The organism is Streptomyces endophytica (genome assembly GCF_026153355.1).
In the GTDB taxonomy this organism is placed as follows: Bacteria; Actinomycetota; Actinomycetes; order Streptomycetales; family Streptomycetaceae; genus Streptomyces; species Streptomyces endophytica.
The window spans coordinates 3,844,366-3,857,553 of the sequence record NZ_CP110636.1 but is presented as its reverse complement, the minus strand read 5'-3'; the positions used below and the strand labels follow the sequence as shown (position 1 = coordinate 3,857,553).

6 protein-coding genes and 3 pseudogenes are annotated in these 13,188 nt (G+C 75.0%); 6 read left to right on the top strand and 3 right to left on the bottom strand.

Annotation, left to right across the window (positions count from 1 at the left end; translation table 11 throughout):
* Positions 1-133: 133 nt before the first annotated feature.
* The 3 genes and pseudogenes from OJ254_RS17195 (at position 134) to OJ254_RS17185 (ending at position 5,023) form a co-directional block, all read left to right on the top strand.
* Positions 134-757, top strand: coding sequence for a GntR family transcriptional regulator (locus tag OJ254_RS17195; protein ID WP_030414848.1), 624 nt, complete (start codon positions 134-136; stop codon positions 755-757).
* 297 nt (positions 758-1,054) lie between these two features.
* Positions 1,055-3,740 (top strand): annotated as a pseudogene (aceE, locus tag OJ254_RS17190) (pyruvate dehydrogenase (acetyl-transferring), homodimeric type).
* 233 nt (positions 3,741-3,973) lie between these two features.
* Positions 3,974-5,023: a helix-turn-helix transcriptional regulator gene (locus tag OJ254_RS17185; protein ID WP_265363037.1), complete on the top strand. Its 1,050-nt coding sequence runs from the start codon at positions 3,974-3,976 to the stop codon at positions 5,021-5,023.
* On the opposite strand, the gene OJ254_RS17180 is transcribed toward OJ254_RS17185, so the two are convergent.
* Positions 5,020-5,934: an SDR family oxidoreductase gene (locus OJ254_RS17180; protein ID WP_265365199.1), complete on the bottom strand. Its 915-nt coding sequence runs from the start codon at positions 5,932-5,934 to the stop codon at positions 5,020-5,022. The two genes, OJ254_RS17185 and OJ254_RS17180, sit on opposite strands and share 4 nt — an antisense overlap.
* Before the next feature lie 124 nt (positions 5,935-6,058).
* Positions 6,059-8,122 carry a hypothetical protein gene (locus OJ254_RS17175; protein ID WP_265363036.1) on the bottom strand — a complete coding sequence of 688 codons (2,064 nt, stop codon included), beginning with the start codon at positions 8,120-8,122 and terminating at the stop codon, positions 6,059-6,061.
* A gap of 324 nt (positions 8,123-8,446) precedes the next feature.
* On the opposite strand from OJ254_RS17175, the gene OJ254_RS17170 reads away from it, so the two are divergent.
* The 3 genes and pseudogenes from OJ254_RS17170 (at position 8,447) to OJ254_RS17160 (ending at position 11,373) form a co-directional block, all read left to right on the top strand.
* Positions 8,447-8,965: a DUF4240 domain-containing protein gene (locus OJ254_RS17170; RefSeq protein ID WP_265363035.1), complete on the top strand. Its 519-nt coding sequence runs from the start codon at positions 8,447-8,449 to the stop codon at positions 8,963-8,965.
* A 64-nt stretch (positions 8,966-9,029) separates the two neighbouring features.
* Positions 9,030-9,920, top strand: a complete 891-nt coding sequence (locus OJ254_RS17165) for a TIGR01777 family oxidoreductase (RefSeq protein ID WP_265363034.1) — start codon at positions 9,030-9,032, stop codon at positions 9,918-9,920.
* A gap of 212 nt (positions 9,921-10,132) precedes the next feature.
* A pseudogene (locus OJ254_RS17160) lies at positions 10,133-11,373 on the top strand (FAD-dependent oxidoreductase).
* A 57-nt stretch (positions 11,374-11,430) separates the two neighbouring features.
* Here OJ254_RS17160 and OJ254_RS17155 read toward each other — a convergent pair.
* Positions 11,431-12,914, bottom strand: a pseudogene (locus OJ254_RS17155) (NsdA family TPR-like regulatory protein).
* Between the last annotated feature and the right edge of the window lie 274 nt (positions 12,915-13,188).

The window sequence follows — 13,188 nt, the reverse complement described above, 5'->3', positions numbered from 1 at the left end:
CGTGTGACAAGGGGCCGGCCCCGGTCCGTACGGCATCCGTGCGGACCGGGGCCGGCCCTTCCGCATGCCGCCGTCCCGGATAATGGCCCCCTCGCCACCCGCCGCGTCACCACCCGCTCTGAAGGAGCACCTCATGACCCCGCCCGTCGTCCATTCGCTCCGCGAGCAGATCCGCGAGCACATCCTGGAGGGGATCGTCAGCGGCCGCTGGCAGCCGGGCGAGCGGATCGTCGAGCGGCGGATCGCGGTGGAGCTGGAGGTCAGCCAGACGCCCGTGCGGGAGGCGCTGCGCGAGCTGGAGTCGCTGCGGCTGATCGAGTCGGCGCCCAACAAGGGCGTACGGGTGCGGAACCTGACCGCGGCCGACCTCAAGGAGAGTTACCCGGTGCGGGCCGGGCTGGAGCAGGTCGCGGCGGAGCTGGCCGCCGGGCGGCTGGCGGAGGACACCGCGGCGCTGGAGCGGGAGGTGGCGGCGCTGCGCGAGGCGGACCTGGCGGGTGACGGGGAGGCGCAGGTGCGGCACACCGTGGCGTTCCACCGGGAGATCGTGCGGGCCGCCGGGAACGCCGTGCTGCTGCACACCTGGGAGTCGCTGGGCATCGAGGTCTGGACGGCGCTGTCGATCCGGTGGTTCAGCCCGGAGCAGCGCTCGCACGCCCAGGACCACCAGGAGATCGTGGACGCCTTCCGGCGGCGCGACCCGAAGATCGGCACGCTGCTCAAGACACACGTGCTGAGCTGCGCACCGAGGGTCTGAGCGGGTGCGCCGGACGGGTCCGAGGGGCCCCGGCACGGCATAGCGGAGGATCCCTCCGGGGCTGGCACCGAGTGCCCAAAATCGCGGCACCCCGTGCCGACCTGCGGTTTTTCGCTCGCGGAGCGTTGATCGATCATCGATCAGGGGCGTATCGTCTTCCGACGGGGCGCGACACCCTGCCTGCCGAAACTGCCGAACTCGCATCCGGGTGCCGTCGAGATCCCGCCGCAGCCCACGGGCGCGGCCCGGTCCCGACGGCACCCCCGAGCTTCCCTCCCGTCCGGAAAGGGGCCACCCATGCCCGACCCCGTGCGCCTGCCGTACAGCCAGCTCGACCAGCTCCCGGACCGCGACCCCGAGGAGACGGCCGAGTGGCGCGAGTCGCTCGACGCCGTCACCAAGGCGGCGGGCCCGCATCGCGCCGCCTACCTGATGCGCCGCACCCTGGAGCAGTCGGGGCTCGCGCTCCCCCAGCTCCTGGAGAGCGACTACCTCAACACCATCCCCACCGCCGCCGAGCCCGCCGTACCGGGCGACGAGGCGATGGAAGCCCGGATCGCCGCCTGGAACCGCTGGAACGCGGCCGCGATGGTCTCCCGCGGCGCCAAGTACGGCGTCGGCGGCCACATCGCGACCTTCGCGTCCGCGGCCTGGCTCTACGAGACCGGCTTCAACCACTTCTTCCGCGGCAAGGAGGGCGACGGCAGCGGCGACCAGCTCTACATCCAGGGCCACGCCGCGCCCGGCATCTACGCCCGCGCCTTCCTCGACGGCCGCCTCACCGAGGAGCACCTCGACCACTTCCGCCGCGAGTCCGGCGGCAAGGGCCTGCCGTCCTACCCGCACCCGCGGCGGCTGCCCTGGCTGTGGGAATTCCCGACGGTCTCGATGGGCCTCGGCCCACTGTCGGCCATCTACCAGGCGCGCTTCAACCGCTACCTGACCAACCGCGGCATCAAGGACGTCTCCGACTCGCACGTCTGGGCCTTCCTGGGCGACGGCGAGATGGACGAGCCGGAGTCGACCGCGGCACTCGCGCTCGCCTCCCGTGAGGGCCTGGACAACCTCACCTTCGTCATCAACTGCAACCTGCAGCGCCTGGACGGTCCGGTCCGCGCCAACTTCAAGATCGTGCAGGAGCTGGAGGCCCAGTTCCGCGGCGCCGGCTGGAACGTCGTCAAGACGCTGTGGGGCACCGCCTGGGACGAGCTCTTCCGGCTCGACACCACCGGCGCACTGGCCCGCCGGCTGCGCGAGGTCCCGGACGCCCAGTTCCAGACCTACGCGACCCGCGACGCGGCCTACATACGCGACCACTTCTTCGGCGCCGAGCCCGCCCTCGTCGAGATGGCCAAGCTGCTCTCCGACGACAAGATCCTGGAGTGCTTCCACCTCTCGCGCGGCGGCCACGAGGCACGCAAGGTGTACGCGGCGTACAAGGCGGCCGTGGAGCACAAGGGCGCCCCGACCGTGATCCTCGCGCAGACGGTCAAGGGCTTCACCCTCGGCAAGGGTTTCGAGTCCAAGAACGCCAACCACCAGATGAAGAAGCTGACCGTGGACGAGTTCAAGGTCATGCGCGACCTGCTCGAACTCCCCATCTCCGACAGCGACTTCACCGACGGCCAGGTCCCCTACGGCCACCCGGGCGCCGACTCCCCCGAGGTCCGCTACCTCCAGGAGCGCCGCGCGGAGCTGGGCGGCCCGGCCCCGGCCCGCCGCTCCCACCCGCTCGCGCCGCTGCCGGCCCCCGCCGACAAGGCCTTCGCCGCCTTCGACAAGGGCTCCGGCAACCAGTCCGTGGCCACGACCATGGCCTTCGTCCGCCTGGTCAAGGACCTCATCCGCGACAAGCAGACCGGCAAGCGCTGGGTGCCGATCGTCCCCGACGAGGCCCGCACCTTCGGCATGGAGTCGCTCTTCCCGTCGCTCGGGATCTACTCCCCAAGGGCCAGACGTACGAGCCGGTCGACCGCGACCAGCTGATGTACTACAAGGAAGCCAAGGACGGCCAGATCCTCAACGAGGGCATCACCGAGGCCGGTTCGATGGCGGACTTCATCGCCGCCGCCACCGCGTACGCCACGCACGGCGAGACGATGATCCCCTTCTACATCTTCTACTCGATGTTCGGCTGGCAGCGCACGGCCGACCAGATGTGGCAGCTCGGCGACCAGCTCGGCAAGGGCTTCCTGGTCGGCGCCACGGCCGGCCGCACCACGCTGACCGGTGAGGGCCTGCAGCACGCGGACGGCCACTCCCCGATGATCGCGTCGACGAACCCGGCGGCGCTGACGTACGACCCGGCGTTCGCGTACGAGGTCGCGGCGATCGTCAAGGACGGCCTGCGCCGCATGTACGGCGAGACCGCCCCCGGCGAGGACCCGAACGTCTTCTACTACCTCACGGTCTACAACGAGCCGATGCCGCAGCCGGCCAAGCCGGCGGGCGTCGACGAGGGCATCGTCCGCGGCCTGTACCGCTTCAACACCGCGGCCACGGCGGGCGTTCCGGTGCCCGCCGACGCCCCGGGGATCCAGCTGCTGGCCTCCGGCACCGCGATCCACTGGGCGCTCAAGGCCCAGCAGTTGCTCGCCGAGGAGTGGGGCGTGGCCGCCGACGTGTGGTCCGCGACCTCCTGGACGGAGCTGCGGCGCGACGCGCTGGCGGCCGACGAGGCCACCCTGCGCGGCGAGCAGCGCACGCCGTACGTCCGCGAGGCGCTCAGCGGCGTCGAGACGCCGGTCCTGGCCGTCAGCGACTACATGCGCCAGGTCCCGGACCAGATCGCGCAGTGGGTCGAGCAGGACTGGTCCTCCCTCGGGGCGGACGGCTTCGGCCTGTCCGACACGCGTGAGGCGGCCCGCCGCCACTTCGGCGTCGACGCCGAGTCGCTCGTGGTCGCGGCACTGGCCCAGCTCGCCCGCCGCGGCGACGTCCCGGCCTCCGCGGTCAAGGAGGCCGGGAGCGGTACGGCTTCTGACCCGCCCGCGGGCGGCGGCACCCCGGCCGACACCGGACCGCCACCGCCCGCGGCGCGCCCCCACCGGGGCGCACCACCGCCCCTTTCGGGGCACCCACGCTCCCGTGCGGAGGTCACCCACCCGCGCCCGGAACCTCCGCACGGGAACCCACGGCCCGGCCGGTCATGCCCTGACAACGGCCGGGCCTTCCTCCGTCCCCGGCGTTGTCAGTGGCCCCCGGCATCATGAGGGCATGCGTGCTGCACGGCTGATCAAGATGGTGCTGCTGCTCCAGTCGCGCCCGGCGATGACCGGCGCCGAGCTGGCGCGGGAGCTGGAGGTCTCCGAGCGCACGGTCGCGCGGGACGTGCTCTCCCTCTCCGAGGCCGGGGTGCCCGTCTACGCCGACCGCGGCCGGGTCGGCGGGTACCGCCTGATCGGCGGCTACCGCACCCGCCTGACCGGCCTCGGCCGCAGCGAGGCGGAGGCCCTCTTCCTGTCCGGAGTGCCCTCCGCGCTGCGCGAGATGGGCCTCGCGGACGCCGCCTCGGCCGCCCGTCTGAAGGTCTCCGCCGCGCTGCTGCCGGAGCTGCGGGACGCCGCAGCCGGCGCCGCCCAGCGCTTCCACCTCGACGCCCCCGCCTGGTACAAGGAGCCCGAAACGCCCGGTCCGCTGCCCGCGATCGCCGAGGCGGTGTGGTCCGACCGCCGGATCGCCGCCCGCTACCTGCGGAAGGCGAAGGGGGACGAACGCACCGAGATACGACGGGAGTTGGAGCCGTACGGCCTCGTGCTGAAGGCGGGCGTGTGGTATCTGGCGGCGCGGGCGCAGGGGGACTTCCGGGTGTACCGGGTCGACCGGTTCACCGCCGTCGACGTGCTCGACGACGGGCCCGGTGGCTTCGCGCGGGACGCGGCGTTCGACCTGCCGGCGTTCTGGGCCGAGCGGGCCGCGGAGTTCGCCCGCTCGATCCTCCGTACCGAGGTGGTGCTGCGGCTCTCCGAGCACGGGGCGCGGATCCTGCCGCACGTCACCGAGCCCGCGGCGGCCCGCGAGGCGCTCGACGCCGCCCGGGCCGCCGGCGGACCGGACGCGCACGGCCGGCTGACCGTCACCCTCCGCGTGGAGTCCGACGAGGTCGCCTACTCCCAGCTGCTGGCCCTCGGCCCGGAGGGCGAGGTCCTCGCCCCCGCCGCGCTGCGCGACCGCCTCGCGGCGGCCGCCCGGCGCACGGCCGCGCTGTACGGGAGCGACCGGGACGGCCAGGGCCTTCCCGGCCCTGACCCCTCGGACCGGCCCTAGCGGTAGTCCGCCGCGGTCGCGTCCTTCCCGCCGAAGACCACGTCCTCGAAGTAGCCGAAGCAGTCGGGACGGGAGCCGTCCGTGTCGGTGAAGTCGTACTCCTTCGCCAACTGGCCGCTGGAGAGCGACCGGCCGGTCCAGCGTGCCTTGTCGGGGTCGGCGGCCAGCGCCCGTACGGCCCGGCCGATCAGGGCCGGTGACTCGGCGATCGCGAAGTGCGGCTGCTGGGCCACCGCGTCGCGCCAGGTCTCCTCGGTCACCCCGAAGTGGTCCAGCATCGCCTCGGACCGCAGGAAGCCGGGGGTAAGCGACACCACCGTGCCGCCCAGGTCCTTCACCTCGGCGGCGAGGGCGAAGGCGATGCGGTGCGGGGCGTTCTTGGTCAGGTCGAAGCAGAGGTTCTCGCGGTAGGTGCGGTTGAAGGACGCGGTGCCGTCGGTGACCTCGACCAGTAGTCCGCCGGGCCGCCGGTTCATCAGCGGCAGCGCGTAATGGCTGGTGATGACGTGGGTGTCGATACCGAGGCGGAACATCCGCAGGCCGGCCGCCAGATCGAGGTCCCAGAGCCTGGTGTCGAATTCCAGCAGGTGGTCGCCGCCCCAGACGCTGTTGACCAGGACGTCCAGCCGCCCCTGCTCCCGGTCGATGCGCTCGATCAGCGCCTGGACCTGCGCCGGCTCCAGATGGTCGGTCGGTACGGCGATCCCGGTGCCTCCGGCCGCGGTGACCAGCTCCGCGGTCTGCTCGATCGTCTCCGTGGGGCGGCCCACCTCGCTGACCCGGTCGCGGGTCGTCCGCCCGGTGACGTACACCAGCGCGCCCGCCCGGCCCAGCTCGACGGCCATCGCCCGGCCCGCGCCCCGGGTCGCCCCGGCGACCAGCGCCACCCGCCCGGTCAGCTCCGCGGTCACCGGCCGGTCCGGCCCCGCGCCCGCGGAGGTCGCCGGCCGGCCGGCCGCGTGCCCGCCCGACGCGTGCCCGCCGGCCGTACCGCCGTTCGTCGCGTGCCCACTTGTCACGTTCCACTCCTCACTGTCAGGTGCCGGGCGCACGGGCCGGCGGCCCGCCGGTGCCTGCCCCGGCCCGGCGCAACGCGACTCTGACAGCGAATCCCGACACCTTCTGTCCGGATTCCTGGCCAAGGCGGACGCCCCGCGCCGCACCGCGCGCCGGGCCACCACCCCTACGGCCGGAACGCCCGCACGCTCCCCCGTTCCGCAGCCGTCCGACGACCTCGGCCGCGGGGGCCGGGCCGGGGGCCGGAGCGGCGAGGGCGGGGCCCTTGCCGGTGGCCCGGAGGGCTCCGGTGGCGTCGAGGCCGTCGACGTCCGGGCTGCCCGCGGCCAGCAGGTACCACTTCCCGGACGGCGACCGCCAGGGCACGTCCCCGACGACGTGCGGGCCGTAGCGGCTGCAGGCGGCGGTGCCGTCGGACCGGCCGGCGGTCCGGCCGGGGTCGCCCGGACGTACGGCAGGCGGCAGGAAGCGGACGGTCGCGCTGCCGGGCCCACGCCAGGTGTCGGCGCGGGTGCACACCCAGGTCGCGCTGCCGCCGCCCTCGGGGAGGCGCTGCACGGCGAACGCCCAGTTGCCGACGGACCGTACGCCGGCGCCCCGCAGCGCGCCCAGCCCGCAGGCCGTACGGGCCCAGGTCGCCAGGGCCGCGGGGTCGGTGGCCTCGCGCTGCCCCGCGACCGGGCCCGCCGCGCCGGCGGGCGGCGGCGGCACGTAGGTGAGGTGGACCGGGACGAGGTCGTTGAGGTCGGCCAGCAGGAAGGGCGGGACCGGCGCCCCGATCCGCGTCGAGGGGCGGAACTGCGCCACCGGCCAGTGCCCGCAGCCGCCGCCCGCCGGCGGGGGCTGCGGGATGCGGTCGGTGACGCCGTCCGGGGCGACGTGCAGCCCGTGCGGCGGGGCGCCCGGCGCCAGCAGGTCGCGGACGGCGACGTCGGAGATCCAGGGGGCGAGCAGATAGCGCATCCAGCCGTTGCCGCGGCCGATCACCAGCGCGGCACCGGTCGTCAGGTCCGCGTCGTCCACCCGCGCGAAGTGCAGGGTGGGGGTGGCGTCTTCGGGTTCGGCGTAGCGGACCAGCCGCTCGCCGTCGTGGAGGACGACGACCATGACGTTGTCGATCAGGCCGGCGTACAGCAGCTGCGGCGGATGGTCCGGCGGGCGGGTGGAGGTGCCCGCGGAGGCGGTGATCCGGGTGCCGGCGGGCGGCGCCGCCCAGACCCGCAGCGCGCGGCCGAGCAGTTCCTTGTCGCCGGCCTGCCGGCCGCGCGCGGGCCAGGCGGTGAAGTCCACCCGCGCGGTGTCGGACCACTGTTCGTTGCGGGTGCGCAGCAGCTTGGCGGGGTCCAGCGCCTGCTCGGCGGGGGTCGACGGCCGGCCCACCGGGGCCCCGTCACCGCCCGGTAGCGCCGCGACCACCGCGCCGATCGCCGCGACGGCCGCCAGTGCCACCGCGGCCCGCAGCCGCTGCCGCCGGCGCAGCAGGTCCGTCGGCCGGGTCTGGACCGTACAGGGGTCGAACTCCCCGGAGTTCAGCAGTGCCGCGGCGCCCGCCCCGGTATCCCGGTCCAGTTGCTCGGCCGCCCGCTGCGCGGCCTCCGGGTCGGTGGCCCCGGCCCGTTCCAGCAGCGCCCGTACCGCGTCCTCGTCCAGGCCCTCCAGCTGCCACAGTCCGAGGGCGGCCCGGACCGACGCCGGGACCGCGGACAGCGCCTGTTCCAGGGCGAGTTCATCGGCGCCGCCGGCCCGGGGGAACAGCCGCAGGCCCCAGACCTGGGGCACCGCGGGAAGGCCCCGGCCGGCCCGGCCCTCGTGGGCCAGCGCCAGCCGCAGGGTCCGCAGCCGCACCAGGTCGTAGCCGTTCTCGGGCAGCGGTCCGCGCTGGGCCGGCAGCCCGCCGTCCGGGTGGCGCCGGCGGCCGGTGCGCGGCAGTGCCCGCTGGACCAGGCCGTGCGCGGTGAGCACCCGGCGGTGGCGGCCCATCGACGGGGGCAGGACGAGATAGGCGAGGCGGACCAGCCGCGGGTAGTGCTCGACGAGGGCCGCCTCGGCCCGTTCGACGTCGGCCCGGGTGCGTTCGTCCATGGGCATGGCCTGAAACAGCCCTTCAGGAATTGGCAGATTTACCGACTATGCCGTATATGCCGTCGTTTGGTTGTTGCACGCCTTCCAACGAGTGATTCTTGGGGCGGTCACCCGGCGGCCCGCCCGGGCCCGCGCGACCCGCACGCCCCCGGCCACCGCCGGCGCCCGGACCGCCCGTCCTGGCGCTCCCCGCCTGCTCATCTCCCGTTCCCCGCCCCGGCCGGCGGTCCGCGCCCGGCCCCGGTCCGGGCCGGACGACGGCACGGCAGCATCCGGGGCACTCCGCATGCGGCACCCCCCGGCAGGGCAGATGCTGGAGCGGTGATGGACGAGACGGAGTTCTGGGAGCTGATCGACGAATCGCGCGAGGCGGCCGAGGGCGATCCCGAGGAGCAGGCCGACGCGCTGGTCGAGCGGCTGCTCAGGCGCGACCCGGACGCCGTCGTGGACTTCGCCCGCCACTTCGAGTCCCGCTACAACCGGGCGTACACCTGGGACCTGTGGGCGGCGGCCGCGGTCCTGCTGGACGGCTGCAGCGACGACGCGTTCGACTACTTCCGCTGCTGGCTGATCGCCCAGGGCCGGGAGGTCTTCGAGGGCGGGGTGCACGACCCGGACCAGCTCGCCGAGCTCCTCGACGACTTCGACGAGTCGGTCGACGGGGACGCCGAGGAGGTGGGGTACGCGGCGGACGAGGCGTACGAGCAGATGACCGGCGGCTCGATGCCGGACCTGGAGCTGCCCCCGCCGCCCCGCGAACCGCTCGGCACGTACGTCGACTTCGACGACGACGAGACGCTGGCCGAACGCTTCCCCCTCCTCTGGGACCGTTTCCGGCCATAGAGACTCGGGCCTCGCGCCGGGCAGTTGTCGTCGCCGGGCGCCGGGCACCAGGCAGTATGGGCGCATGCGGATCGCGATCACCGGCTCGACCGGACTCATCGGCACGGCCCTCGTACGGTCCCTGCGCGCGGACGGCCACGACGTCGTCCGGCTCGTACGGCGCGCCCCGGCGGCCGCCGACGAGGTGCGCTGGGACCCCGCGCGGCAGCAGGTCGACACCGCCGGGCTGACCGGCTGCGAGGCGGTGGTCCACCTCGCGGGCGCGGGCGTCGGCGACCACCGCTGGACCGCCGCGTACAAGCAGCAGATCCGCGACAGCCGGGTGCTCGGCACCCGGGCCCTGGCGGAGGCGCTCGCCTCGATGGACGTCCCGCCGCGGGTCTTCGTCTCGGGCAGCGCGATCGGCTACTACGGGGACACCGGGGACCGGCGGACGGACGAGAGCGCGCCGGCCGGTCACGGCTTCCTGCCGGAGGTGTGCGTGGACTGGGAGGCCGCCGCGCGGCCGGCCCGGGACGCCGGTATCCGCACCGTCTTCGCCCGCACCGGCCTGGTGGTGGCGCGCTCGGGCGGTGCCTGGGGACGGCTCTTCCCGGTCTTCCGGCTCGGGCTGGGCGGGCGGCTCGGCGACGGCAGCCAGTACTGGAGCTTCATCTCCCTGCACGACCACATCGCGGCGCTCCGCCACCTCCTGACCACCGAGGAGCTGACCGGCCCGGTCAACCTCACCGCGCCGGAACCGGTGACCAACCGGGAGGTCACCGCCGTGATGGGCCGGCTGCTGCACCGGCCCACGCTGTTCTCGGTGCCGGCGCCGGTGCTGCGGGTCGTCCTCGGTGAGTTCGCCGAGGACGTGCTGGGCAGCCAGCGGGTCGTGCCGAAGCGGCTGCTGGAGTCCGGGTTCACCTTCGCGCACCCGCGGATCGTCGAGGCGGTCCGGGCGGCGATCGACTGAGGGCGGCCCGGCCGGGCGGCCGTCCAGCCCCGATAGACGCCCGCGGCGGCCGGCAAACCGTGACGAAGGACGCTTCGACGCGCCCCGGACGCCCCCTGTCGTACACGCCGGCGGCTCCCTACCTTTCCGCACACACCACTCGGCATTCCCCGCGGCCTCAGAGGGCATGACAATGCGTGCACCCGCCGCTGGGACCGACCTCGGGAGGCCATGTGCTGCGTACCGCATCGACCGTGGACGTCGTCATCGTGGGGCCGGCCCGGCCGGTCTGGCCGCCGCCCGCCACCTGACCGGCGCCGGGGTGTCGGTCACGGTCCTGGAGGCCGCGGCGCGGATCGGCGGCCGCTCCGTCACCGACCGGCTCGACGGCTTCCGGCTGGACCGCTGCGGCCGGCCGCTGGCCGTCTCCGCCGCCGAACTGCGCCGCACGCCGGGCCTCGGAGATCTGACGCTCCGTCCGTTCGGCCCGGTGCTGAGCGTCCACAACGGCCAGCGGGCGCAGCACATCGGCGGCTCCCGGAGCACAAGGGGCGCACTCTCCGCGGCGCGCGCCCTCGCACGCGCCGACCGCCCGATCCAGGACGCCCTGGCGACCCGGCCCACCTTCCCGCCCCGCGCCCCGGACGTCTTCCTGCGGCCGCTGCTCGGCATGCTGCTCTGCGATCCGCGGCTGCGCGGCTCCAGCCGGGGGGCCGCGATCGCGCTGCGCGGCTACGCGGAGGCCGGCCGGCTGTGGCTGCCGGCCGGCGGCGCCTCGGCCGTCCCCGACCTGCTCGCGGCCGGCCTGCCGCCCGGCACGGTCCGCACGTCCGTCCAGGTCACCTCGGTCTCCACCACGGGCGTCAGCACCGCCGAGCACGGCCGGATCCCCTGCCGGGCGGTCCTGCTGGCCACCGGTGCGCGGGACGCCGCCGAACTGCTGCCGGGCCTGCGGGTGCCCGCCTTCCACCCGGTGACGGTGCTGCACCACACGGCCCCGGCCGGTGCGGGCGGCCGCGGCGGACCGGCCCGGGAGGCCACCGCGGCGATCCTGCCGGTGGACGGGCCGGTCGCCTGCACCTTCCGCGCCGGGGCGGTCGACCCGTCCCGTACGCCGCCCGGGCGGCCGCTGATCACCACGACCGTGCTCGGCGCCGCGGCGGCGCTGCCGCTGTCCGTCCTCGACAAGACCGTCCGGCCCCAGCTGGACCGGCTCTACGGGGCGCACACCGACGACTGGGAACTGCTGACCGGCCATCACGACCCGTACGCCGTCCCGGCGATGCCGGCCCCGCACGATCCGCAGCGGCCGGTACGGGTGCTGTCCGGGCTCTACGTCTGCGGCGACCACCGCGATGCCGGCACGCTCCAGGGCGCGCTGAACTCGGGCCGGCGGGCGGCCCGCGCCCTGTTGACGGACTTCGGGCTGCCGGCCCTCACCGCGGAACCGGACGCCCTGCGTCCGGCGGCCTGACCACCGGGGCCGGCCGGGCCCGGCACACCGCCCGGCCCGGCTCCCCCACGCGGCTCCTCAGCCCAGCGCGGCGACCCGCTCGCGGTAGCCGCGCACCGGCGCCGCGTCCCGGTACGGCTCCAGGCGGCGCTCGAACTCCCTGACGTACTCATGGGCGCGCACCGACCGCATCTCGGACGCCTGGAGCGCCGCCTCCGCGCCGAGCGTGCAGGCCTGCTCCAGCTCGCCCAGGCCCAGCCGCGCGGTCGCCAGCACCACCCGGCAGAACAGCCGGCTGCGGGCGAACCCGGCGGCGCGCAGCTGCAGGGAGCGCTCGGCGTGCTGGGACGCCGCGCGGTACTGCTGGAGATCGCGGTGGCAGTGCGCCAGTTCGTCGGCGAGCTGGGCCTCGTCGAAGAAACGGGCCCAGTACGGGGTGTCATCCCCGGGACGGGAGGTCTCCAGCGCCCGCTCCGCGCGGGCCAGCGCCGCCGTGCAGGCCCGGACCTCGCCCAGCACGCCGTGCCCGCGGGCCTCCGCGGAGTGCAGCAGCGCCTGGACGGCGGGCGGCGCACCGCTGCCGATCCCCTGCTGGGCGACGCGCGCCAGCTGGACGGCCTCCCTGCCGTGCCCCAGATAGACGGCCTGCCGGCTCATCGTCACCAGGACGTAGGAGCCGTACGCCCGGTCGCCGGCCGCCTGGGCCAGCCGCAGGGCCTGGACGAAGTACCGCTGCGCCAGGCCGTGCGCGGCGATGTCGTACGAGGTCCAGCCCGCGAGCCGGGTCAGATCGGCCACCGACGCGAACAGCCTGCGACCGGTGGCCTCGCCGTAGGTGCCGCGCAGCATCGGCTCGGCCTCGTGCTCCAGATAGCGCACCAGGGCCTGCCGGGCGTGGCCGCCGCCGTAGGCGTGGTCCAGCGCCCGGAACAGCTCGCCGACCGAGCGCAGGGCGGCGATGTCGCCGGAGGTGACCTTGGAGCCCTGGGTGCGGTCGACCCGGTCGGCGGTCCGGCGCTGCCGGGGCACCGCGGGCCGGCCGCCCTGGACGGGGACCCGGGCCGTGCTCTCGCCCGCGACCGCGGCCGCGCCCTCGCCGGTGACCGGCTCGCCGCGGGCCACCCGGTCGTCGGGCCGCCCGATCAGCCAGTCGCGGCTGGGCACCACGAGCCCGGCCGGGGTGAAGGCGATCTTGCGGAGCTCGGCATGGCTGCCGGAGTCCTTGCGCCACAGCCCGCTGACGATGTCCACCGCCTCGCTGGGGCTCGCGGCGAACTCCAGCCCGGCGTACACCGGCGCACAGGCGTCCAGGCCGAGGTCCTGGGCGGACAGCCGGCGCCCCAGCCGGCGGGTGAACACCTCCGCGATCAGCGCGGGGGTGGTGCCCGGGGCTGCTGGCCGCGCAGCCAGCGGGTGACCGAGGTCTTGTCGTAGCGGAGGTCGAGGCCGTGCTCGATGCCGAGTTGGTCGACCCGTCTGGCCAGACCGGCGTTGGAGAAGCCCGCCTCGGCGATGAGTGCGGCGAGCTGTCGGTTGGGAGTGTGTGCGGGTCGGTCGGTCATCAGCTTTACCGGTCTCCTGCCTGCTGGGCCGGGCGGCCGGTTTGGGCCGACCCGTCCGGCATGCTCATCGCCCTCGTGGAACGGCGTGAATGTAACGGCCTTCGGTGCCGTTCTCGCGGCCTGCGTCCCGCGTTCATCCGATCGTGTGAGCAGGGGCGGGGCTGCGGTTGCTGGCGGGCACACCGGCCGCCTGCGGGGACCGGATCCGGCCGCCGTACAGTTGCTGGGGGCGCGAACGCATCGAAAGGCATCAACGTTGCCGCACAGTGCAACA

Bases quoted from the DNA above. Each gene is read 5' to 3' on its own strand.
- OJ254_RS17195 (WP_030414848.1), top strand. From the start codon at position 134: ATGACCCCGCCCGTCGTCCATTCGCTCCGCGAGCAGATCCGCGAGCAC.
- OJ254_RS17165 (WP_265363034.1), top strand. From the start codon at position 9,030: ATGCGGATCGCGATCACCGGCTCGACCGGACTCATCGGCACGGCCCTC.
- OJ254_RS17175 (WP_265363036.1), bottom strand. From the start codon at position 8,122: ATGGACGAACGCACCCGGGCCGACGTCGAACGGGCCGAGGCGGCCCTC.
- OJ254_RS17185 (WP_265363037.1), top strand. From the start codon at position 3,974: ATGCGTGCTGCACGGCTGATCAAGATGGTGCTGCTGCTCCAGTCGCGC.
- OJ254_RS17170 (WP_265363035.1), top strand. From the start codon at position 8,447: ATGGACGAGACGGAGTTCTGGGAGCTGATCGACGAATCGCGCGAGGCG.